Annotated in this window: 18 protein-coding genes; 3 read left to right on the forward strand and 15 right to left on the reverse strand. The window is 39.3% G+C overall.

The window, feature by feature from the left end:
• Window positions 1-38 precede the first annotated feature (38 nt).
• From HW278_RS09990 to HW278_RS10005, 4 genes are all read right to left on the reverse strand, one after another.
• A complete protein-coding gene (locus HW278_RS09990; protein ID WP_009419658.1) occupies window positions 39-1,232 on the reverse strand; it encodes an OmpA family protein in 1,194 nt (397 codons plus the stop codon).
• A gap of 114 nt (window positions 1,233-1,346) precedes the next feature.
• On the reverse strand, window positions 1,347-1,637 hold the full coding sequence (gene hpf, locus HW278_RS09995; protein WP_002671089.1) for a ribosome hibernation-promoting factor, HPF/YfiA family: 291 nt from the start codon (window positions 1,635-1,637) through the stop codon (window positions 1,347-1,349).
• 32 nt (window positions 1,638-1,669) lie between these two features.
• Window positions 1,670-2,593 (reverse strand): tyrosine-type recombinase/integrase, encoded by a 924-nt coding sequence (locus HW278_RS10000; protein WP_178977716.1) that lies wholly within the window; start codon window positions 2,591-2,593, stop codon window positions 1,670-1,672.
• A gap of 226 nt (window positions 2,594-2,819) precedes the next feature.
• Window positions 2,820-4,067, reverse strand: a complete 1,248-nt coding sequence (locus HW278_RS10005) for an ABC transporter permease (RefSeq protein ID WP_178977717.1) — start codon at window positions 4,065-4,067, stop codon at window positions 2,820-2,822.
• A 698-nt stretch (window positions 4,068-4,765) separates the two neighbouring features.
• Between HW278_RS10005 and HW278_RS10010 the strand changes: the two genes are divergently transcribed.
• Together HW278_RS10010 and HW278_RS10015 are read left to right on the forward strand one after the other, a co-directional pair.
• Window positions 4,766-6,814 carry an HD family phosphohydrolase gene (locus HW278_RS10010; RefSeq protein WP_178958497.1) on the forward strand — a complete coding sequence of 683 codons (2,049 nt, stop codon included), beginning with the start codon at window positions 4,766-4,768 and terminating at the stop codon, window positions 6,812-6,814.
• 4 nt (window positions 6,815-6,818) lie between these two features.
• Entirely contained in the window at window positions 6,819-10,709 is a 3,891-nt protein-coding gene (locus HW278_RS10015) for a response regulator (protein ID WP_178977718.1), read from the forward strand.
• Window positions 10,710-10,785: 76 nt separating this feature from the next.
• Here the strand turns inward: HW278_RS10015 and dld are convergent, their stop codons facing one another.
• From dld to HW278_RS10070, 11 genes are all read right to left on the reverse strand, one after another.
• A complete protein-coding gene (dld, locus tag HW278_RS10020) occupies window positions 10,786-12,477 on the reverse strand; it encodes a D-lactate dehydrogenase (RefSeq protein WP_015782656.1) in 1,692 nt (563 codons plus the stop codon).
• Window positions 12,477-13,097 carry a DUF5683 domain-containing protein gene (locus tag HW278_RS10025; protein WP_041546788.1) on the reverse strand — a complete coding sequence of 207 codons (621 nt, stop codon included), beginning with the start codon at window positions 13,095-13,097 and terminating at the stop codon, window positions 12,477-12,479. The genes dld and HW278_RS10025 overlap by 1 nt, the downstream gene beginning before the upstream one ends.
• Window positions 13,090-14,022 (reverse strand): ParB/RepB/Spo0J family partition protein, encoded by a 933-nt coding sequence (locus HW278_RS10030; RefSeq protein WP_178977719.1) that lies wholly within the window; start codon window positions 14,020-14,022, stop codon window positions 13,090-13,092. Before HW278_RS10030 ends, HW278_RS10025 begins: the two co-directional genes overlap by 8 nt.
• A complete protein-coding gene (locus HW278_RS10035) occupies window positions 14,022-14,792 on the reverse strand; it encodes a ParA family protein (RefSeq protein ID WP_002671062.1) in 771 nt (256 codons plus the stop codon). Before HW278_RS10035 ends, HW278_RS10030 begins: the two co-directional genes overlap by 1 nt.
• Before the next feature lie 11 nt (window positions 14,793-14,803).
• Complete coding sequence (locus HW278_RS10040) at window positions 14,804-14,956, reverse strand: hypothetical protein (RefSeq protein ID WP_178977720.1); 153 nt, start codon at window positions 14,954-14,956, stop codon at window positions 14,804-14,806.
• A 47-nt stretch (window positions 14,957-15,003) separates the two neighbouring features.
• A complete protein-coding gene (locus HW278_RS10045) occupies window positions 15,004-16,683 on the reverse strand; it encodes a putative transporter (RefSeq protein WP_178977721.1) in 1,680 nt (559 codons plus the stop codon).
• Window positions 16,684-16,866: 183 nt separating this feature from the next.
• A complete protein-coding gene (gene pruA, locus HW278_RS10050) occupies window positions 16,867-18,492 on the reverse strand; it encodes an L-glutamate gamma-semialdehyde dehydrogenase (RefSeq protein ID WP_178977722.1) in 1,626 nt (541 codons plus the stop codon).
• 469 nt (window positions 18,493-18,961) lie between these two features.
• The gene (locus tag HW278_RS10055; protein WP_178977723.1) at window positions 18,962-19,891 is read right to left on the reverse strand and encodes a hypothetical protein; all 930 of its coding nucleotides are present in this window, start codon (window positions 19,889-19,891) and stop codon (window positions 18,962-18,964) included.
• Between the two features lie 21 nt (window positions 19,892-19,912).
• Complete coding sequence (locus HW278_RS10060; RefSeq protein WP_178977724.1) at window positions 19,913-20,653, reverse strand: hypothetical protein; 741 nt, start codon at window positions 20,651-20,653, stop codon at window positions 19,913-19,915.
• 11 nt (window positions 20,654-20,664) lie between these two features.
• Entirely contained in the window at window positions 20,665-23,007 is a 2,343-nt protein-coding gene (locus HW278_RS10065) for a TonB-dependent receptor (RefSeq protein ID WP_178977725.1), read from the reverse strand.
• A 92-nt stretch (window positions 23,008-23,099) separates the two neighbouring features.
• Window positions 23,100-23,381, reverse strand: coding sequence for a hypothetical protein (locus HW278_RS10070; RefSeq protein ID WP_034567891.1), 282 nt, complete (start codon window positions 23,379-23,381; stop codon window positions 23,100-23,102).
• Between the two features lie 603 nt (window positions 23,382-23,984).
• Here HW278_RS10070 and HW278_RS10075 point away from each other — a divergent pair.
• Entirely contained in the window at window positions 23,985-24,770 is a 786-nt protein-coding gene (locus HW278_RS10075) for an HAD family hydrolase (protein ID WP_178977726.1), read from the forward strand.
• Window positions 24,771-24,947 lie beyond the last annotated feature (177 nt).

Here is a 24,947-nt window from a genome sequence, read left to right on the forward strand (position 1 = left end):
GGGGCATTTGTCATTATTATTCTAAGCGATTATACTTACTATTTCAATTCAAAAGTTGTTTTACGAGCTAACTGACGTGCTCTTGAAGAGTTCTTATCAACACTTGCATCTACGCCTTTTCCTTCGGCAGTAATACGAGAGCCATCAATACCTGCTTTCACAAGCAAATCTTTCACAGCATCAGCACGTTTTTGTGATAAAGTTTGGTTGTACTGAGTACCTCCTAATTCATCAGCGTAACCATTAATATTAATGTGTGCATTAGGATTAGATTTCATATATTTAGCTACAAAATCTACAGCCCAAGAAGATGATATCTGTGGTTTAGATGAATTGAAATCGAAGTAAGCATTGATATAACCTTTTCTGATAAGGTCAGCAGCTACATCATCATCTTTTACTTCTCCGTTTTCACCTACTTTATCTTTTGCTTTGTAATTGTCGTTTAAGTAGCTTTCAATTTCATCAGGAACGTTGTTGCCATTAGCATCGTTCATTTTGTTTTGCTTGTTAGCCACTTCGCTCTTCAAGTCAGCAACGTTATTTTCAAGGTTAGCTACGCGTTGAGCTACTTCTTCTAATTCGTCTTTTTTAGAAGCTGCTGCCCAATCGGCGTGTTTACCGTGTTTACCGAGAGCAATATTTAAACCAGCAGTAAGGGTAAAGTGGTTTCCTTGGAAGCCTTGTTGTCCATTAGCTGATTTTGTGTCATAAGTAAGTTGTTGCTTACTATTGATGTACATTGAGGCATCAAGCAAAAAGGCTATACGGTTAGAAATTCTCAGCTGAGGAGTAAGACCTACTGTAAGAAATGCTATTTGGTCGGGTTTAGAGATATAATCACTATTAAGCTGTGAATATCCAAAACCTGCGTGCAATAGTAATCCTAAGTCACTTGTCCATTCTTCAAAGCTAAGAACACTCGCAAGGTTTGCTACCCCTTGTAGGTTTACATTCCAAAGTCTAGATTCAAAATTAGGCGTATCGTCATCATTCTTAAAAACGTCGTAACCACCGCCTAATCGAACCCCAAACTTGTTGTTTGCCATATAGCGCACACCTGCATTTGTGCTCCATAAATTAGGCGTATTAGTACTATACCCACTTGTAAAAGGAGTGGTAGGTTTATTAAACCCTCCATTTATATCAATAGACCATTTGTTATAGTCATTCTGTTGTGCTTGGACTCCAAAGAAAACCAATGAAGCCAATAGTAAAATGCTTCTTTTCATTACTTTCTGATTTTATAATTATACAAAAACTGGGGCAAAGGTATAACTTTTTTTTGTATTTAAAAAGTTTTTAACAAACTTTAAAACTTCTGCTCTTCTCTATTGCATAAGTTTTTAGTGCTTATCTTTGTGTTTTAATAACATTCTTTCCAATGGTGTGATAGCACTATCAACCCCTTCTTCAAAAGTCTTAAACTGTTTCTTTACCACAAGACTTTCTCCTGGGATATGTACTTTCACTTCTACTATTTTATTTTCTTTGGTATTGGTATTTTCCAACTTCAAATGCACATCTGCTTCGATAATTCTATCGTAAAAATTATCGAGCTTATCAAGTTTTTTCTGAATAAAGTCTACTAATTTTTGGTCGACTGTAAAATCAACTGGGTGTACGTGTACTTTCATAATGTTTACAAATTTAAGGTTTAACAATTCAATTATTCTTCCTCATTGCTATTGCCTTTTGCCCGAGGGTGTGCTTTCTTATACTGCTTTTTGAGTTCAGCCAAGCTAGTGTTCGTATACACTTGGGTAGAAGCCAAGCTGGAATGCCCCAGTAGTTCCTTCACAGTATAAAGGTCTGCTCCATTATCTAACAAATGACTCGCAAATGAGTGTCTCAATACGTGAGGACTCACATCTTTCTTTGTTGTTACAACACTAAAATACGAATTAATAATTCTGTATACCAGCGTCGAATATATCTTTTTACCATTCTTTACTAAAAATAGATAATCCTGGCTTTTTTCATTCTTTACCTCTTCTCTTAAAACTAAATATTCTTTAAGAGTATTTTCAAGCTCAGGAATAATAGGTATATACCGCTCTTTATCACCTTTCCCAAGCACTTTTATTTGTTTTTGCTCAAAATCCACATCGCTTACTTTCAGTCCAGACAACTCTGAGCGACGTATACCCGTAGCATAAAGCGTCTCAATCACTGCCCTATTCCTCACTTCATCAAATGAATCCTTCGATGAAAAAAAAGACAACACCTTTTCAATCTCAGCTTCCGAAAAAGGCAACTTGTGCTTATTCTCTGTTTTCAATAAAAATATGCCTTTCTCAAACGGACTTATTTCTATCTGTTTCGTCTTCTTCAAGAAATTGTAATAAGTCTTTAAAGCCGATAACTTCCTATTGATACTCCTAAATGAAATAGTTTCATCCGATAAGTGTATAATCCATTTCTTTATATCTTCTTGGTCAGCTTGTTCCAAACAGCAATCTTCCCCTTTTTCCTCATATAGATTCTTAATAAACTTCTCAAAACTCCTAAGGTCGTGTTTATAAGCCTCAACTGTATGGTCAGAATATTTCATCTCTATCGAAAGATAAATAATAAAGGCGTTGATAGACATAGGTTAAAAATTTAGTTGATTAGTAAACTCAGTTTTTCAAGCAAGGTTCTCACCTTTCTTCGCTACAAAATAAGTAAATATTTTTGACATACTCCATAAAAAAAGTGTTAAATTTTAAGATGAATTGTTAATTATTTTTTTACTTGTAGAAAATGAGAGAGTTATATTTCTCTTTTTCTTCCTATAAAATTTCTTTTCTTACTAAATATATTGAAATCACTTTACATTACTGTCCGGTTCTAATCGCTTCCACAGGATTGAGCCGTGCAGCCGACGATGCAGGAATAATACCCGAAAGTAAACCTACTACAAACGAGATTCCTAAGCCTATCGCTACATTCTTAAACGATAGCACAAAGTTAAACCCATCAGTACTACTCGGAATTATAAAGGTAAGTAACCACACAAAGAACAACCCAAAAAGTCCACCGATGATAGCCAAAAGCACCGCTTCAAACAAAAACTGAAACAAGATAAATTGGTTTTTAGCTCCTAACGACTTTTGTACTCCTATAAGGCTTGTGCGTTCTTTCACACTCACAAACATAATATTAGCAATACCAAAGCCCCCTACCAAGATTGAAAAGCCTCCTATAATCCAGCCCACCACATTCATCATACTAATCGTCTCGTCTATCATATCGGTAAACGACGATATTTTATTGACAAAAAAGTTATCTATATCCTCAGGTTTGAGTCCGCGATAAGCACGGAATTTCTGGCGCAATACCGCTTCATACTCCGCCATATCTACTCCTTTTTTAGGCTTTAACACTACTCCACTGGGTAGCCCTTGTGGGCCTGTATTCATAAATCCTCTTACGAAATTAGCTGGCACATAAGCATTATCATCGGGACCTCCCCCCAGTTCGCCATATTTTTTCAGTACCCCAATAACTGTGAGTCGGCGACCAAAAATGCGTATCTCTTTATTCATAGGGTCTTCCTCACCAAAAAGCTGTTCAGCCAGATTATGCCCTAATATAACTACCGCAGTACCGGCATTCGCTTCAGCTTCGTTGTAAAACCTACCTTTTTCTATCCTAATATCACTTATTTGTTCAACTCCTGCCGAAGTAGATTGTATAGTAGGCGACGGAATCGTTTTGCCATTGTATTTTATCGTCGAAAATACCCCAAACAATTCATACACCACAGCTTCAGTATTAGGTATTTCACGCTTCATAAATTCGTATTCCTGATAGGTAACTTGCGGAAAGTTCAAGCGTTGCCAGCGGGGTACATCGGTAGGAGCAAAAGAGAATTTAGAGACGTTTATCATATTCTTGTCTAACCCCGAAAGGCTCTCCTGAATACTTCTATTCAGCGAATCAACCGCCGCCAATACCGATATAATAGAGAAGATTCCCACCGTTACACCCAATAACGAAAGGAAAGTGCGGAGCTTATTGTCTCGCAACGATTTGATTGCGAAGTTAAAACTCTCCTTTAATAGCTGCAAATAAATAAACATAGGTCAGTTATACTTGTATTTCTTTTTGCAAATGTACATTATTTTTTTTAATTAAATAGGAAATATTTTTTTCTTTCCTCCACTTCTTCGTCACCACATTCCCCCTTTTGAAGACTGCCAGCGAGAAGTTTTCACCACATCACCTTCACTTTTTCCGTCGCTACACTTCCCCTTTCCCGTCATACTTCCCCTAGTGCCTATGGCTTAAGTCCTATCACCTCTTCCTCTTTCTTTCGCCTCGAAACCCCGTTTTTAACATTTTTTGCATCGCTGTATTATATTATGAATCAACTTTTTACACACCCTTTCTATACCAATCGTCCAAGATTCGTATAAGCTTCCTATAAGCTCTCTATAAGCTAACCCCACCCTTCTTACACCCTTTTTTCATCAAAATCCCTCTTAACCTTCTTCCGAATCTCTCCGATATCTTCCGAAAGTTCAGAACCTCTCTAAGATTCTCCAAAAACTCCGACCAACCTCTCTTCCCATTTCACAAGGCGTAGCCTTGATTTTGTTTAAAATTTGTTCAATTTCTGAGGCACAGCCTCATTCCTCTAACTCAAGCTCGCATCTCATTTCCTAATTTCCTAATTTTCTCATTTCCTAATTTCCGGTATTATTGGCATTTTTGGTATTAAAAAATTATTTCTTATCTTTGCATTGCATTTACATCTACATTTGAGAAAGGAAAAACGATGATAACGCTCAAAAACATCAAAGCATTTATTAAAAAATCACTTGTGTTCAAGGTCTTAGCCTTTGCTGTAGCCTTAGTACTCATCTTGCAAGTATTTCCCGAAAAAGCGAAATTTAAATATGAATTTCGCAAAGGAGAGCTTTGGCAACACGAAAACCTATATGCCCCTTTTGATTTTCCCTTAAAAAAAACAGAAGAGCAAATAAAAGCCGAAAAACAACAAATAACCAACCAATCTACGGTGTATTACAAGCAAGATACTACCGCCTTTGTGAGTGCTAAGCAAAAGTTTGAACAGAAAAAGTACGCTTATTTCAAACATCTGCCCGACGATAAACGAGAACTCTTGCTTAAAAAAGCTGAGGCTTTTTTAGCGGAAAGCTATCGCAATGGAGTGATGCTCAATCAGCCTGCGTTTAGCCCTTCTGAAATCTTCATTATCAAGCATAACAATCAAATAGTAGAAGTGCCTGCCGAACGTGTGTTATATCTTCAACAGTTGGCAACAGCTATTAAAAACTATTTCGATACCGCCCCTTATAATGAGTATCACAAAAATTACTACGACCTTTTCTTTGAAATCCTTACTCCTAATCTCGTAATCGACCAAAATTTCACTCAAAAAGCGCTTACTCAAAACCTTAAAGAGATAGTCTATACGCGCGGTTGGGTAAATAAAGGGAAACTCATCATTGCCAAAGGTGAATTGGTAGAGGGCGAAAAACTGAATACCCTGTTGTCGCTCAAAGACGAGTACGAAACCCAGACGTGGAGTCAGAACAACTATAATTGGTCGCTTTTAGGTTATTACACGTTAGTAGCTATGGTATTGCTACTGATGGCGTTATACTTAAAAATATACGAAAATAAATTATATAAAAGCAACCTTAAATTGAGTGTTATCTTACTCAATATGCTCAGTATGATTCTTTTTGTAGGGCTCATTTCAAGGTATTTCCCCGATTATATCTATATTGTCCCCGTAGGAATGATGGTGCTCATTCTCAAGTCCTTTTTCGATTTGCGTACCGTCCTCTTTGTGTATATCAGCACCATACTCATCACAGGCTTTATTGTGCCCAATAGCTTCCAGTTTGTATTCATACAGATTGTGGCTGCTATGGCTATCATTCTTACCCCTAAGGGAATGCACTACCGATTGAGCAGTTTTGTATCAGCAGGACTCATCACGGCTGCCTATTTAATTATTTATATCGCTTTCCACACCATTACCGAAGGAACACTCAAAGGGCTCGATATCTCTTTACTTACTCTTTTTATCCTCAATGGTATTGGTATTCTCTTTTCGCAACCCTTTACGTATATCTACGAACGTACTTTTGGCTTAGTTTCCGATGTCTCTCTTTTAGAACTCTCCGATACGAATACCAAGCTCTTGCGTCAGCTTTCCGAAAAAGCTCCAGGCACCTTCCAGCACTCTATGCAAGTGGCTAATCTTGCCGAAGCTGCTGCTGCCGAGATTGGAGCTAATACCCTCTTGGTGCGTGTAGGTGCCCTCTATCACGACATCGGTAAGATGGAAAACCCTATTTACTTTACCGAAAACCAAAAAACAAGCCTTAACCCTCACGACCAGCTCACTCCTGAACAAAGCGCTAAGGTGATTATCAAGCACGTAGCCGATGGAGTAGAACTCGCTCATAAAAACAAACTGCCCAAACGCATTATCGATTTCATTAAAACCCATCACGGGCGCAGTCTTACTTATTATTTCTATCGCAAAGCCTTAGACTTAAATCCCGAAGGTACTAAGGAAGAAGATTTCCGTTATCCAGGTCCTATTCCTTTCTCCAAAGAAACCGCTATTCTTATGATGGCTGATTCGGTTGAAGCAGCTACTAAGAGCCTCAAAAATCCTACCTTCGAAGCTCTCAATGAGTTTGTAGACCGTATTATCAAAAAACAGTTAGACGATAACCAGTTTGCCAATTCCGATATATCTTTCAAAGAAATCGAAGCTATCAAACGCATATTTAAAAGCAAACTTACCAATATCTATCACGTACGCATCGAATACCCTGAATAACCCAATGAAGATAATAAAACTATCATCGGTGCTTGGCACTTGTATCTTACTTTTTTTTACGTGGGTAATCTACGGGCAAAACCCTACGGAATACTATTTTAAACGTATTTCCATTGAACACGGTCTCTCTCAATCGGGCGTTACCGCTATTGTACGTGACCATAAGGGAATTTTGTGGATAGGTACTCGCCAGGGTATCAATAGGGTAGACCGTAATCATATCAAAAGGTATACTGAGTCTTACATCTACCATCTTTATGAAGATACCCAGCATAACCTTTGGGCTGTAACCGATAAAGGCGTATGGCAATACGACCCAAATAAAGATACTTTTACCTCTAAAATCCAGCAACAACTCTTCTCTATTTGTGCTACTGAGCAAGGGGTTTACTTTGGTGGATATAGTGCTATCTACCAGTATAACTACAAAACTAAAAATATAGGGCGCTTGCCTTTGAGGAAAGAACCTAAAACAAAAGATAAAGAATGCCTCATTACCTATCTATGTCCTGTTGATAATACAACCTTTCTTGTAGGTACTGAAAACGATGGTATTTATAAGTATTCTCTTACCTCAGAACTGTTGAGTTTGTTTATTGAAAATACAAGCCCGCTGAGTTCTTTGTATTATGATGCACAACGCAAAGAAGTGTATTATTCTATTTTTCAAAAAGGGCTTTTTCGTGCTACCCTTGCAGGTGAATTGCGCTCACATTACGATACTCACAATACTCTTTTGTCCAATGATATTATCTTAGATATCAAGCCTTATAAAGGTAATATATGGTTAGCCACCGATGGGGGAGGAGTATCGGTTTTTAGTCCTGAGAAGAACACTTTTTACAATATTCAGCATAGTGCCGGTAATATACATTCTTTGCCGGTCAATTCCATTACAGTGCTTTATGAAGACCCTAATCATAACCTTTGGGCAGGTACAGTGCGCGATGGCGTTTTTCTCTTTAAAGAAACCTATATCAAGACTTATACCGATAGTGCGTTAGGAAGTAGCAATGGGTTAAGTGAGCGCGCTGTGATAAGTTTGTTCGAAGCTCCCAATGGCATCATATGGATAGGCACCGATGGAGGAGGCATCAATGCTTTTAACCCCAAAACAGAACAATTTGTACATCATACCAATACGTATAACGATAAGGTCTCTTCTATAACCTACTTTTCACCTAATGAGTTATTAGTCTCTCTTTATGGCAAAGGTCTTTTCATATATAATATTCTGAGTCGTTCCTACACTCCTTTCTTGCTCATCGATGAAGCTACTGACCAGCAAGAGTGTCACGCAGGCTTTACTCCCTTTGTATATTACATTGATAAAGATAAAATACTCATTACAGCTAAAAATACCTATCTGTATAATCTTCAAAACAAAGAGTTTAATAAAATTTCTTTTGCCGAAGGACTTACTCCTAAAAATGCCTTACAACTCAAAGCACAACAAGGTGATACTTTATTTCTCTCCAAAGGAAATGTACTCTACCAAATGAAGTTATCGGAAGCTAAGATAACACGTTATCTAACCCTTAATGAGGGGTATACTATTAGTGCAGTATGCGATGATAAAGCTCATCACACCCTGTGGATTGCTACTTCCAATGGGTTGTTTAGTTATGCGATACCACAAAAGAAGCTCAGTGCCGTAGGAACCGATAATATGTTCCACCAAATTAGCTATATGCAACTCGATACTGAACAGCGTTTGTGGATTAATGCTTCCAACGTGCTGTTTTCTTATCATATTCCCGATAAGAAGATAATGATTTGGGACGATTCCGATGGCTTTCTCCACAACGATGTGCTTACAGGCTATGTACAGTTGTTGCCTTCCCCTTACATCTATATGGGAGGAGTCGGAGGTTTTGTGAAGATAAATAAGAATATTCACACCGAAGAGAGTAGTACTCCTTTACTCTTTTTGCAAAATATAGAATTGAACGGCAAAATATACACCGCCGAAAACTTTCCAAAAGAAGTACCCCCTTATTTCAAAACCTTAAAACTAAATGTAGGATTGAATGAAAAAGATATGTTTAGGCGCATACTCTTCCGTTTTAAGATTAAAAATAACGCCCAAACTTCGGTGATTGAAACCTATGACAATAGTTTAGATATCTCTTTGCTTTCAGTAGGAAAATACCAAGTAGAAGTCGCTTGTATGACTAAAAATGGCTATTGGACGAAAGATACCCCATTGCTCAACTTCGAAGTGCTTCCTGTGTGGTATCAGCGCACTTCTTTTTTGGTAGGAGTTTCTTTGCTTTTGTTGGCTATTATTGCAGGTGTAATGTGGGGTTATCTACGTCGTAAAAAGCAACAACTCAAATGGCAAATAGCTTTGCATCAGCAAGAACTCAATGAAGATAAAATACAATTCCTCACCAATGTAAGTCACGAATTGCGCACGCCTCTTACCCTCATTTATGCACCGTTAAAGCGTCTGCTGAATCATACCGAGAGTGGTAAACTTACGCGTTCACAGAAAACCCAGTTAGAGAGTGCTTTCCGTCAAGCTACTACTATGAAGAATATCATCAATTGGGTATTAGACTACAACCGTAATACTTCGTTAGAAAATACACTCACCAAAGCCTATACTGATTTGAATCACCTTATCACCGATAGTGCTAAAGATTTTGAACAAGAATTTGAAACAAAGCATATAAGTTTAGAACTACACCTCGATAAAAATCTACCTCCTGTAGAGTTAGATAGTGCTAAGATAAGGGTAGTCCTTTCTAACCTACTAATGAATGCAGTAAAGTTTAGTAATGAGTATTCTACTATACACATTCGCAGTAGTTATAACGAACAAAAAGTGCGTTTTCAAGTAGAAAATACCGGTATAGGATTGCATAATATTGATATGGATAAGCTCTTTACTCGCTTTGAACAAGGAAAACACAACCAGCGAGGTAGTGGTATAGGGTTGGCTTATTGTAAAGAATTAGTAGAGAAACATCTCGGTACTATTGGGGCTTATCAAGATGAAGAAGAGCAAACGGTTTTTTATGTAGAATTACCTTACTCTCATAGCACTGAGGGCGTCCTTCACAAGTTTGAAGGTGAAGAAGAACAAACTGAAGCCCCAGAGAAGATAGCAGTAACTATGGATACCTCTATGTATTCTGTACTCTTAGTAGATGATAATCCTGATTTTTTAAATTATCTTTATGATGAACTTCGTCCGTTGTTTAAAAGCGTTTTAAAAGCAGTAAATGGTGAGGAGGCTTTGTTGTTATTAAAAACGCACCAGCCCGATATTATCATCAGCGATGTGATGATGCCTGTAATGAATGGTTATCAGTTGTGTAAAGAGGTGAAAGAGCATTTGCAAATCAGTCATATTCCCGTAATATTACTCACTGCTAAAAGTGATACCGAAAGTCAAAAGATAGGCTATAAATTAGGTGCCGATGCTTATCTCTCTAAACCTTTTGATATAGACCTTTTGCTTTCAGTAATAAGTAATTTGCTCAAACAAAAAGAGCTCATCAAGCAACGTTATGAAAAAGAACTATTGATTCCTTCACCTGCACTTACTACTATCAGCAATGCTGACGAAGTGTTTATGATAAAACTTAATGAAATCATCAAAAAACACTATAGTAATATTGACTTAGATGTAACAATGATTTCTGAAGCAATGGCAATGAGTCGTGCTTCGGTGTATAATAAAATGAAACAAATTACAGGCATTGGTATCAGTGAATATATCAATAAATATCGCATAGAAGTAGCTTGCCAGCTCTTAAAACAAACAGAAAAATCAGTTACTGATATAGCTTTTGAAGTAGGATTTAACTCTTCTAAGTATTTTAGTACGGTCTTTAAACAAGCTACTAAAATAACGCCACGTGATTATAGAGAAGGTATGAAGTGATAAAGAAAAACAAAAAAGAGAGGCTACCTCAAAACTTTTTGAGGTAGCCTCTCTAAATATGTAATACTATGAGTTTCTATTTCCAATCTTTTTTCTTAGAGGTCTTACCAATACCTGGGTTAAAGCTATTAGTAGGGTCAAGAGAGTTGTAAAAGTTCTTAAGGTCGTCGTTAGCGTGATATAAATGCCCTACATTGTGTTCTGCAGGATATTGTGCGCCACGAGTGTCTAATATTTTGAGCATCTCTTCTTCTATTTCCTCACAGTTGTAACCTTTCTTAATCACGTAATCTTGATGAAATACGTGGCACATAAAGTGACCATAGTACAATTTGTAAAGTATCTTAGCGTCGAGTTCAGGAGGAAGCTTTTCAAACCAATCTTCATCATTGCGACGCAAAGCGATGTCTAAAGCAACGATATCTTCTACCTCGTCCTCGTGTACGGAACGATAGCGAATAGCTGCTGAAGCCACTGCAAAGCGCAAGAGCATTGCTGCTTGTGCAAGTTTGGCATCACACTCTATATAAGCTCCTTTAGTGCTATCGGCAAATTCTTTTTGCAAATAAGCCCTAGCTTCGTCTACCCCTTTGCCTCCCATTTTTAAAATGAGATGGTGCTCGTATTGGTTGCGGTAATCCCACAATATTTTAGGGAGGTGTTGAGGCATTAGTTTAGAGGTGAATTGCAAGAATTTTTCACTGAAATGGTTGGGCATAAAAGGTAGTTTTTTGGCTACGCGGTCGCCCCACGCTTTGAGAGAAAAGAGCTTGGGTAAGTATTCAGTACCTACATTTTTGATATACCAAAAAGTATCTTTACCGTATTTAGCAGCAATATCAAAGGCGGTACGGTGAATATACTCGCCAGAGATAGGAATTTCTTCGAAAGTACCGAGCATATCACGGCGCAATTTGGTAAGTACCGCTGTGTTATTAGTACCTATATAGAATACAGCTGTTTTTTTCTCGGCAGGGAAAGTATCCACGCGTACGGCAAAAACTCCTAAACGACCTGCACTACCTGAGGCTTCGTATAAGCGAGCTGGGTCGGCATTGAAGCGAGCAGGCGTATTGGCATTAATCTCACGTACGTGGTTACAATAGTCGTGATCGTGTCCTTTCTTATCAGAAGTGTGAATATCCTTTGCTTGGTATCTACCCTCTTGCAGATTGGTAAGTATTTCCTTAGGAGAGCTTCCTAAATCAATACCTAAGTGATTAATGAGTTCCAATTTACCGTTAGCATTGCGTTGGGCATAAAGTGCCATTTCGGTATAAGCAGGACCACGTTGTACTAAAGAACCGCCAGAGTTGTTACACACGCCTCCAATAACTGAAGCCCCAATGCAAGAGGAGCCTATTACTGAATGAGGTTCGCGGTTATGGGGTTTTAACTCTTGTTCCAAGTGGTTGAGTGTTGCTCCTGTAAGACATATAGCTTGCTTAGCATCAAGTATAAGCTGAATGTTGTCATTACGCATCGTGTTGATGATTACTACATCGCGGTCGTAATCGTTACCAAAAGGATTAGACCCTCCCGTGATACCTGTATTGGCAGCTTGTGAAATTACAATTACATCAGCTGCTACACAAGCTTCGAGTACTTGCCATTGTTCCCACAAAGTAGCGGGACGCACCACGGCAATTGCATTTCCGGTACCAAAACGATACCCAGTGCGGTAACGTTCAGTTTTTGAAGGGTCGGTAATAACGTACTTTGCACCAACAATGTGGCGCAAGGTTTCTAATAGATTTTGTGTAGTCATTATTTCTTGGATTTATAGTTGAGTGTCAAGCCAAATTGGGGCTGTGTGAGGAAATCGTGTTGAATGAAAGGTTCCACTGTGAGGCGTTCATCTACATTGAATTGTTTGAGATGTGCATCGACATTCGCCTCGATGATATTCAGGGCATATAAGCCTATCCCTATAAGAATAGAAAGCTCTTTATTACGACGATAGAACTGTATGCCTCGTCTTAATCCATCGGTACTTAAACGCGGTTGTCCATCAGGGCGATTGCCATAAAATTCATCATCGGTAAATCCTTGTTGACGACGTTTGTAGGCAGTGAGGTAACGATCATATTCCTTAGAGTTTTGTATGTAGAAGTATATTGGGGTACCGATAGCAATATATACCAAAGGTACTTTCCAATAGCTCTTGTTGTATATCTGACCTAAACCTGGGATAACCGCTGAATAGAAGGCGGCTTTAGCAGGTGAAAGAGGGTCGGTATTCCAAGGGACTTTTTTCATATTGTCTTGCATAACAGCTATCTGCACAGAGTCTGAGGGTGTTTTTACCACTTCCTCTGTATCGTCTTGTGCATACGAAATACCCACTCCCATAAGTAGGGCTATTATCAAAACAATCTTTCTACTCATCCTTTTTGTGTAATAAACTTTGAATACGTTTGAAATCTTCCTCTGAACTAAAAGGAATGGTAAGGCTACCTTTGCCGTTCTTGCTCATCTTTACAGTAACTTTAGTACCAAAAAAATGATTAAAACTACTCATATTTTCTTTGATATAAGTAGGTACTTCAGTTTTACTATTGCTTTTAGGGATTTGAATACTTACCACATTAGGAGTTTCGGAGTTTTGCAAGCGGCGCACTAACTCTTCGGTATCACGCACTGATAGGTTATCGGAAATGATACGCTGGTATACTTCTGCTTGTTGTTCAGGGTTTTCTATGGCGATTATTGCACGACCGTGCCCCATAGAAATGAATCCGTCGCGTATGCCTGTTTGAATGATAGGAGCAAGTTTGAGCAAACGCAAATAGTTTGTAATGGTAGAACGTTTCTTGCCCACGCGCCTGCTCATTTGGTCTTGAGTGAGATTCACCTGCTCGATGAGCTGTTGGTAAGAAAGAGCAATCTCTATGGGATCTAAATCTTGACGCTGAATATTCTCTACTAAAGCCATTGTGAGCGACTCGTTGTCATCGGCGATGCGGATATAGGCTGGGATTGTTTTGAGTCCAGCTAATTTGGAAGCTCTGAAACGGCGTTCGCCCGAAATGAGTTGATATTTGTTTTCTCCGTCGAGTTTGCGTACAGTGATAGGTTGCACTACCCCTAATTCCTCAATAGAGGAAGCGAGCCCTTGTAGCTCTTCTTCATTAAAAGAAGTACGAGGCTGAAAAGGGTTCGTTTCTATCAGGTCGAGTTCAAGTTCTATGATATTTCCTACAATCTTATCGGCATTTTTATCTTTGATAGAATTAATAGCCACTTCGGGACTATTGCCAAAAATAGCTGAAATACCTCTCCCCAAGGCAGGTTTTTTAGCAGGTTTTGTCATTATACTGTTTTGTTTTTATCTATAATCTCTTGAGCTAAGTTGATGTGATTGGTAGCTCCTTTGCTGGTAGCATCGTAGTTGATGATAGTTTCACCAAAACTAGGTGCTTCACTAAGGCGTACATTACGCTGGATAATGGTTTTGAATACCATATCGCTGAAGTGTTTTTGTACCTCTTCCACCACTTGGTTAGACAAACGTAAGCGCGCATCGTACATAGTGAGTAATAAGCCTTCGATATCCAAATTGGGATTGAAGGTTTTTTGTACACTCTTGATAGTATTAAGAAGTTTCCCCAACCCTTCCAAAGCGAAATACTCACACTGGATAGGTATAATCACCGAGTTAGCTGCTGTAAGAGCATTCAGGGTGATAAGTCCCAACGAGGGTGCACAGTCTATCAAAATGTAATCGTACTGGTCTTTGATAGGCTCTAAGGCTTTTTTGAGCATATATTCTCGTTGTTCTTTGTCTACGAGCTCAATCTCAATAGCCACTAAGTTGATGTGAGCAGCAATAAGGTCGAGATTAGGAGAACTGGTATGAACAATCATATCTTTAGCCTCCATAGTGTGCTCCAAAAGCTCGTAAGTACCGTGCTCAATAGAATCTACATCAATACCTATGCCAGAAGTAGCATTTGCCTGCGGGTCGGCATCGATGAGTAATACTTTTTTCTCCAATACGCCCAATGCGGCGGCTAAGTTCACGGAAGTAGTGGTTTTACCTACTCCTCCTTTTTGGTTTGCAATAGCTATTATTTTACCCATAGATTTATATTTTAAAAGTTAAACGGAAACTCTTGTTTGGCTACTTCAGCCAAGGTAGCTTCATTTTTATCGGTCGCTCTCTTAATGGTTTTGTTTAAGGTAACTATCCAAAAGTCCTTGATTTCTTGGAGTTTGCCCACCATATTCATCATATTTTCAAACATAATATTTTATTCTTTCAGAGGGCAAAAGTACAACTTTTTTTGAAACGTCACACAAAAAATACAATCAATAATTGTGCTACCATTATTCGCAAGAATGTAGTAAGCGGATATACACTTGCATAAGTGAGTGCGGGAATCTCGGAGTTCGACATATCATTAGCAAAAGCCAAAGCTGGCGGGTCGGTTGAAGCTCCAGAGAGTAATCCGCAGATACCCAAATAATCTAATTTTCCTCTAAAACGAGCTACTAAAGAGGTAATAATAAGTGGTATAAGAGTAATGAGGGCTCCTAAACACATCCAGTACAAGCCTTGTCCGTGCAAAATAGTTTCTATAAAAGTAGCTCCTGCGTCTAAGCCCACACTGGCAAGAAAGAGCACAATACCTATCTCTCGTACCATCAGGTTGGCACTTTGCGATACGTAGTGAGTTACTGAGAATTTACCGCCATAACGGCTGATGAGAATAGCAATAATCAGAGGGCCTCCCGCTAACCCTAATTTTACAGGTACAGGTATGCCAGGGATAGCGAATGGAATGCTACCTAATAATACACCAAGAGTAATCCCCATAAAGAGTTCGGCTATGTGAGGGGTTTGCATACGTCGTTTAGAATTACCGAACTCTTTGCTTACGAGTTGTATGTGCGATTCATCGCCTATTACAGTAATGGTATCTCCAAACTGTAATTTTGTATCGGCAGCGGGCACGAACTCAATACCTGCACGATATACACGAGTGATGGTTACTCCAAAACGTTTGCGTACATCGAGCTCTGCAAGAGTTTTAGTGAAAATAGCACGTTGGGTAACGTTGATACGGCGTGAAGTATAGCGCATATCTTTTACATCAGGGAAATAATCCAAAATGGAAACGCTGTCACCTATTAGGGTCAAAAACTTCTCATTTTCTTTTTGGTTAGCTACTATCAGTACGATGTCGCCTTCTTCTATCAGTGTGTCGGCACTAGCTAATATAATCTCTCCTTTTCTACACATACGCGAGATGGTAAAGTCGAAATCAAGAGTTTGTTTTATAACACTCAATTTTTTACCAAAGAGGGCAGGATTGCTTACTTTTATTGCGAATCGATTGATCACTACTTGGTCTTTAGAGTGACGTACAGAATTTAAACGTTTTTCAACATCTAAATTCACTTTTAAGAAGGCTTTGAGCCCTAACATTACCAAGATAATTCCTAACACCCCGAAAGGATAAGCAACAGCGTAGGCGGTAGAGAGGTTCGGCATTGTAGCTGGGTCGCCTTTAAATACATCTTCTAAAGTAGCTTGAGCAGCTCCTAACCCTGGAGTATTGGTTACGGCACCTGACATTATACCTACCAAGGTACCCATATCGGTCTGGGTGATGTAGTGGATAGCAATTACAGTAAGTACACAACTCACAATAGAGAGCACTGCCAAGAGATTGAATTTGATGCCTTCTTTTTGGAAGGAGGCAAAAAAGCCAGGGCCTACTTGTAGTCCGATGGTGTAGACGAACAGAATCAATCCGAACTCTTTTACAAAATGTTGAATATGGGGGTTTACAGTGAATCCTAATTCGGCCATAGCGATACCTGCGAAAAGTACCCAAGCAATACCAAAAGAGATGCCAAATATTTTAATTTTTCCTAAAGCAACTCCTACTGCGATGACTACGCTATACACTATCACAGTGTAAGCCACACTCTCGTGGTTAGTCATCAAGTTCCAAAGCCATTCCATTTAATGTCTAATGATTAATGTTTAGTGTTTAATGATTAATTAAGCCCCCGAACCCCCGAAGGGAGACAATCCACAAATACAAGTGTTCGTAAGGGAACTGTTTTTATATAGATTTAAGAGAAACTTTGCCAAAGGTGCGAGCCGCACGGACAGAGAACTTTGGCAAAGTTAAAATTTTATTTATTATCCTAAGAATGGATAACGATAGTCTACTGGTGGTACAAAAGTTTCTTTGATAAGGCGTGGCGATACCCAGCGCAATAGGTTTTGGGCAGACCCAGCTTTGTCGTTAGTACCTGAGGCGCGTGCGCCACCGAAAGGTTGTTGCCCTACTACGGCTCCCGTAGGCTTATCGTTGATATAGAAATTACCTGCTGCGTTTTCGAGTACTTTCACCGCTTCGTCTAACGCATAACGACAAGTACCAAATACAGCTCCTGTGAGTGCATAAACTGAAGTTTCATCAACGAGTTTCAAGGTTTCTTCCCATTTAGAGTCATCATATACATACACAGTTACTATAGGTCCGAAAAGTTCGGTTTCCATAGTGGTGTAATGTGGATTGGTGGTAACAATCACGGTAGGTTCTATAAAGTATCCTTTGCTTTTATCATATCCACCACCTACAAATATCTCGGCATCTTTGTCTTTTTTAGCTTGGTCTATATATTTAGCTAATTTATCGAAAGAATGTTCGTGAATTACCGCAGTGATGAAGTTCTCAAAGTTTTCAGGAGAACCCATTTTGAAAGAGAGTACATCTTTTTTTACCAATTTCAGCGTTTCGTCTGCCTTCGATTTAGGTAAGTACACGCGAGAAGCAGCACTACATTTTTGTCCTTGATATTCAAAAGCTCCACGAGTAATAGCCGTAGCTACTTGTTTGGGGCAAGCACTTGGGTGGGCGATGATAAAGTCTTTACCACCTGTTTCACCTACAATTTTAGGATAAGAGCGATAGAGATGAATATTGTTACCTATCTTTTTCCAAATATCTTGGAATACTTCGGTAGAGCCTGTAAAATGAATACCTGCAAAATGAGGGCTTGCTAAAACAGTATCGGTAATCATAGCTGCATCGCCGTGCAATACGTTGATAACACCATCGGGTAAACCTGCTTTTCTGAGGACTTCTACTATCATTTCAGCGGAAAATATTTGTGAAGTACTAGGCTTCCAAATGACTACATTTCCCATAAGGGCAGCACTGGTAGGGAGGTTACCTGAGATGGCGGTGAAGTTAAAAGGCGTAACAGCATATACAAAACCTTCCAACGGACGGTATTCTACACGATTCCATACGCCTTCGGAAGAGTTAGGCTGGTCGTTATATATATTAGCCATAAACTGCACATTGAAGCGCAAGAAGTCTATCAGCTCGCAAGCAGAATCTATTTCGGCTTGGTGTACTGTTTTAGACTGCGCTATCATAGTAGCAGCGTTCATTTTAGCACGGTAAGGACCTGCAATAAGGTCGGCAGCTTTTAAAAAGATAGCAGCGCGTTCTTCCCACGCAAGGTTAGCCCACTGAGTACGCGCCTTTAGCGCTGCTTCGATGGCTTGTTGTACGTGTTCTTTGCTCGCTTTGTGGTAAACACCCAATGAGTGCTTATGGTCGTGAGGGGAATGCATTTCACCTGTCTGACCTGTACGTACGGCTTCACCTCCAATATAGAGAGGGGCATCTACTTTAGTATTCCACAATTCTTTATAGGCTTGTAGTACAGCCTCACGCTCAGTACTTCCTGGCGCATAACTTTTTACGGGTTCGTTGGTAGCTTTAGGAACCTTAAAAAATCCTTTTCCCATAGTATAGTTGTTTTTAGTTGTTGATACAATTCGAAAATTTCGGCTAAATTACAACAATTATTTGAATGTGCAAATTTTGATGAGATAATTTCTCAATTCAGGTGAAAGATAAAAGGTAGAGAGTAAAGAGTATGTTATAACTTCGTACAATTGTTTTAACTCGTTTGATAACTTTTTATGCTGTGAGCAAGTTGAGATATTTTAGTAAAAAGTGAAGAGAGAAAAATGTTTTGAGGAGGAAAATGTATCTGAATATCAATGTTTATTCGAAGGAAGAGCGAAGCTAAGACGAATCTAAGACGAACAATGAACGTTGCAAAACACGCGGATAGATATAGAATGAACGGAGGGTAATAGGAGTAAAACGAGTATAAACTGGTTTTATTAGCTTTACTTATTGTTTAAAAAAAGAGACTGTTCTTTTTTAAGGGACAGTCTCTTTTATTATTGCTAAGTGATATACACAAAATTATAAAAAGGTACCACTGCTTTCAGGAGAAAGATCAGAAGCTATAATGTCGTTTTGGTCTTTTTCGATTTCAGCTTTACTCACGCCAAATTCGCGCATTGCATCTTCTATTTGTTTATCTTCTGCTATGATATCGTGGTAAATGTGTATAGGGATTTTCACCTCCATAACTTTGTTAGCAGGAAGGGTACTATAAGTTAATTCAGCGGGTTTGGTAGTGAAATAGCCTAATACGATTTTCAAATCGAAATTTACATAAGCTCTTTTGATTTCAAAGAATCCTTTCAATCCTATTTGCTCTCTACGGAGTACTCCTTTAGGGGCGTTTGGATTTTTATCATAATTACCGCCTTTGATGTACAATTCTTCAGGATTGGTATCGCGGTATTTGTAATGTAAGGCTTCTGCTTGAGTAGGGACGGTAGTATTGCTAGCTACTGCTGTGAAATTATCGGCGATAAAGAAGAATTGATAGTGATTGGGAGCCTGACCAGTAGTCAACAGTGAGTTTATACGTTTACCCTCTTTATCATAGAAGATAAGTTCGACCCCTGAGAGTGATACTCCAGCTAGATCATTACTTCCTTCCCAACGGATGGCGGTAGGATTATCGCTTGCTGGGGTAATAACACCATTTTTGTTCTCAAAATAGAAACGTTGTACTGTTTTGAGGTATTTCACGGGGTAGTCGGGGTTGCCGTGGAAATAGCCGTGAGAATGCCCTTTGGTAAAACGCACTTCAAGTCGGCTCCACTTAGCTACAAACTCTTCGGTAGTAGCTGTGGTTGTGGAAGTTGTGGTAACGGTAGTAGTAGAAGATTGAGTAGTAGAAGGAGTTACTTTATTATCGTCTTTACTGCAAGAGACAGAAAGAAAAGTAACAAATATTGAGAGCAATGAGATTTTAAAAAGGTCGTATATATTTTTCATCGTTTTTTAATGTTAAAAAGGTTATTGTTTAATTTGTATAGGGAGTGTCATATCGGAGTCTAATTGAAAGGCACTAGAATACTCCACAACGTTGTAAGGGCGTTCTTCTTGGGTTTGAGGGTTGAGTTTATTAGCAATAAGGAAGTGTGCTAACTTGATGCGCAACTTGTAATCACCTGCGGTAGCGTCGTCTTTGATGTGAAAGACGCCTTTTAATCCAATAGGGTCGCGTTGCTCAGGGTTGGTTTTATCCCAAGTGCGCAAGCGCAATTTCACTCCTTGTGTGCCATAAGTAGCATTTTCGGGGTCGGTATCCTGATATACATAGCTTACCGCTTTGTTCATAGCCGTTACCATAGCGGTTCTTCCCGCTTCATCTTTAGGATATTCTCCTTGAAATAACTGAAAGAAGTGCTGATGAATAGGAGCCATTTTGGCACTTACAAACTCGTAGTTCATACGAGCTCCATTGTTGTAATAGACAATCTCGAAACGGTATTCGTGTCCCACTTGCCATTTTATAGGCTCGGTGATGTCATACACTATCCCTTTAGCTGACTTGTTGGCGGTGCGCTCTTGCACTTCGTTAGTTCCTAAATTGGTAATGATAAACTGTACTTTGTCGGGCATATCGTGCCCTCTGTCTTTGGTTTCATCGTTTGGAGGAGTGGGTTTAGTGTTGTCTTTACTACAACTGCCTATTGTAAAACATACTAATGCTATTAGACTAATAGCTTTTAAATAATAAGATATCTTTTTCATTTTAATAGTGTTTAAAAATTGTAATTTACTCTTAAATATACGTTTCTACCCAAATCGTGGGCATAGTACCTAAAACGATTGGTGTATTCCTTATATTCAGTATTAAAAAGGTTTTCGGCGGATAACCTTATGTCCAGGGTTTGGCGTTTGCCTATATCCAAAGTACCTCCTATGCTCGCCTCGAAAAGGTGATAGGCATCGGGAGTAGTAGGCACTAACTCTTGTGAGGGCTCAAAGCGTGTTTGCTTGGCTACAAAAGTATGCCCTATGCTAGCACTCATATGGCTCAATAAACTGTTGCGGTGCGTTTTGTTATATTCTAGCGACTGACTCAAACGAGGGGCAGGGATAAACGGAAAGTAACGTCCCGTCTTCACTTCGTTAGCCCATACTACTGAGGCTTTCAAATGGTAGTCTAAACTTGTAGGATTGCCTACTTGTGCTACTCTGTTTTTGTTTAACAAACGAACAGTAGCATCGAGGTCAGCGCCTCTAAAAAACGCATTGGCTTGGGTGTACTGAAAGATAGGATACACGCCTGAAAAGAGGGTTTGCACTTCGCCGGTAGGATAATCGTAAATGTAATTCTTAATATATTGGATATAAAGGTCGAGATTTACATTCCAACGTTTATTCTCATTGTTTATCAAAAGAGAGGTAACCCACTTCACTCCTGTTTCTGATTCGAGCTTATCGTCACCTAAATCATAAGTGCCTGCGCCGTGATGAAGTCCGCTACTGTACAGTTCGTTCACCTGAGGAGCACGCCACGCCACGCCTATGTTAGATTTCAGTTGTGAAACTCGCGAGAGAGGCATTGTTCCTCCTAAGGTATAGGTGAAATTATGGAAGTTGTGTTCGCCTCCGTAACGCTGTGAGTACATATCGTAACCATCGGCATTGAGGTACTTATAGTCGTAACGCACACCTGCTTCTAATAACCAAGCATCTCGCTGAAAACGTTGTATTGCAAAAGCACCATAACTAAGTGAGGCATAGTTAGGGATTACAGGTACTACCCCCGTACCGGGTTGGTTGTAGTTGTCCTGCTTGTTGAAACTACCCCCTATGGTACTCTTCCATTTGCTGTAAGCGTTTTCCCAATACACATCGAGTGCGTGGGTAGTGAGCTCCATATTTAAGGCTGGGATGCGGGTTCTGTCCATTCGGCGAACACTGAACTCCTGACGAATATCTTTCTGAAAAGCGTATTGTGCGGTGAGTTTTCCTCCGAAGGGCAAGAAATAGAACGTTTTACCTTTTAACAGGTGGTGCACTACTTTTTGCTTGGGTGCATTGATGCTATACGAAAACGGATAAGTGGTAAGCGGTCTTCCAATTTCGAACCGAGCGAGCAAATCGTCTAAATTCCCAATATGCGAACCGTAGAACACACTGCTTTCGTTCTCATACCTACTGTAAAATATTTCAGCAGTGCCTTTTTCCTTCTGAACGCCTGTCGCTACTGAGAAATTGGCTTCACGAGCAGCAGTGTTATTCAGTAGGTAATTAGCTGTACTGATGTCGCCTGAACGTTTTAAAGTTCCTTGTACACGCCACGCCCAAGAAGGTAACTCGGGGACTGAACTTTCGACTTTTAACGTAGTACTCAATTTGCGTCCGTTAGAGCCAAACGAAGAAGCTAAGTTGGCGTGCAGACCGTCGCTATAAGGGAGTTTTTTTTGTTCTATGAGAATCACCCCACCTAAGGCATCAGAGCCATAACGCACCGATTCAGCACCTTTTACTACCGTTATTTGGTCGGCTACCAAAGGGTCGATTTCGGGAGCGTGGTCGGCACCCCATTGTTGTCCTTCTTGGCGCACTTCGTTGTTGAGTATCAAGATACGATTGCTGTGCAAGCCGTGAATTACCGGTTTGGCAATAGTCGCGCCTGTTTGTATCATCGATACTCCCGATATAGAGGTGAGCACTTTGGCTAAATCGTCGCCTTGTTTGTCTATCAAGCTATTTCTTTTGAGCGAAATGGATATGATAGATGGGGTTAAGCCTCTCACATACTGTTGAGTTGTATGTCCTGATACTGTAGTCCCTTCGAGTACGCTCACTGCTTCTTTCATTACAATCACAAGAGGTTGTGAGTGTGGAATGATGACAGTACTTTCGTAATCGTGATAGCCTAAATAGGTTACTTTGATAGGGTAAGAGCCCTTGCTGAGTTTTTTTATCGTTATCTTCCCATCGACATCGCTTATAAAGTGCTTTCCAACGAAATGCACTACCGCATTGCCTAAGGGTAGTTTTTGAGTGTCTTCTATTTGCAGTTGCAAGGTTTCTTGCGCATATAGCGAGAATGCAGAACTGAGTAGCAGAAGACTGAATATCTTTTGCATAAAATCAATTTGAAAATTTTGGGAATTTGGAAATTAGCAAGCTGGGTAAGAAGAGGAATGATTCCTCATTTACTAATTAACTAGTCTGCTAATTACATCGGAGGACCTCTTGAAAAGATAGTAAAGGCGTTTTCAGGAAAGCCTTTTTCGATAAAGAAGAATACTGCTGTTGCACTTTGCTCTAAGAATTGATAGATAAAAAATGAAGGAGCAAAGAATTGATGCAGTTGTACAAAAATACAATCGTGATGAGTGTCTACCGCTGAAAGGTGAGCGTTGTGATGACACTTATCGCCGGTAGCTATAGCGCATAACTCTTCCTGAGTGTGGTGATTATGAAAGAATTCACCCACCGGAAAGGCTACTTTCAGCATACAAAACAGTAGCAGAAAGGCGAAGATGCGCGTGTGTAACGATTGTCTTTTCATAGTTTTCAAGATGCAAAATTACAAAATAATTATGAATTGCAAAAAAAAAAATGTCAATAATGCCAGGAAATGAGAGAATGAGGAAATGAGAGAATGAGAAAATGAGAGAATGAGAAAATGAGAGAATGAGAGAATGAGGATTGTCAGTTTATTCAACTTTGCCAAAGGTGCGAGCCGCACAGGCAGTGTGAGCCACACGGGCAAAATTTTTGGCAAAGTGTATATCGCAAAAATCACGTATAGGAGTTTTCGGAAGATATCGGAGAAGTTCGGAAGAGGGGAGGGAGGTTTTTTGATGAAAAAAGGCTATAAGGAGGGTGGGGTTAGCTTATAGAGAGCTTATAGGAAGCTTATACGAATCTTGGACGATTGGTATAGAAAGGGTATGTAAGTGTTTGAAAGTGAGTGGTTAAAAGATGAGAGAAAGAGGTGGTTTTGAGGGTAATAAAACGAATTAAAACGGAAGTGAAGAGGTGGTTGAGATATATGAGAACCATATTTGAACAATATGTGTGAATAATTTTGTATATTTGCCGAAAATTAGAATGTATGATAAAACTTATTGTAACGGATATTGATGGTACTTTGGTGAATAATCAGAAAGAGGTACCTAAGAGTTTTTGGGAAGTTTTTAAGGAGATACGAGCCCGTGGAATTAATTTTTGCGTGGCGAGTGGACGACAAATACAGAGTTTGCACGAGCTTTTTGCACCTATTAAAGACGAGATAGCTTTTGCTCCTGATAACGGAGCTTCGCTAATATACAAAGGGGAGACGCTTTTTGAAAACCCATTGAACCCTAATGGTATCCGCCCTATATTGGAAACTTGTGAACAGATTGGGCAAATAGGGGTAGCGCTTTGTGGAAGAGAGAATGCCTACATTAAGACGGATAGTGTTACTATTTTTGATGAAATAGCCAGACATTATCCCGCTCATACAAAGGTGATGAACTTTTCGGAAGTGAATGATGACATCTTTAAAATAACTATTTGTGATGAAGGAATTTCAAGGATTAATAGCTATCCTCTTTTGAAGAAGTATGAGAATGATTTTAATGTGGTGGTCTCAGGTGAGATATGGCTTGATATTACCCGAAGTGATGTGAATAAAGGGGTGGCGGTAAGACGTCTGCAAGAGGAATTAGGTGTCTTGCCATCGGAAACAGTGGTTTTTGGCGACCATATGAATGATGTGGAAATGATACAAACTGCTGAGATGAGTTACGCGATGAAGAATGCCCAAGAGGCTTTGAAAGCTATTGCTAATTACGTGACTGAATACGATAATAACGAGGCGGGGGTAGTGAAAACTATACAACATTTGATAAATTAAAAGAAGAGTAGCAGAAAAGAAGGAGTACAAAATTCATAAAAAAATAAGGAAGGTTACCTGTTGATTTTCAGTAGGTAATATTCTTTTTTGGGAGAAAACTTTAAAATTGAAGGTAAAAAAATAATACAAAAGGCATATAAGATACAATTATCTTTTATATATTTGCACCCAGAAATT

This window comes from Capnocytophaga sp. oral taxon 902 (assembly GCF_013394735.1).
Taxonomy (GTDB): Bacteria; Bacteroidota; Bacteroidia; order Flavobacteriales; family Flavobacteriaceae; genus Capnocytophaga; species Capnocytophaga ochracea.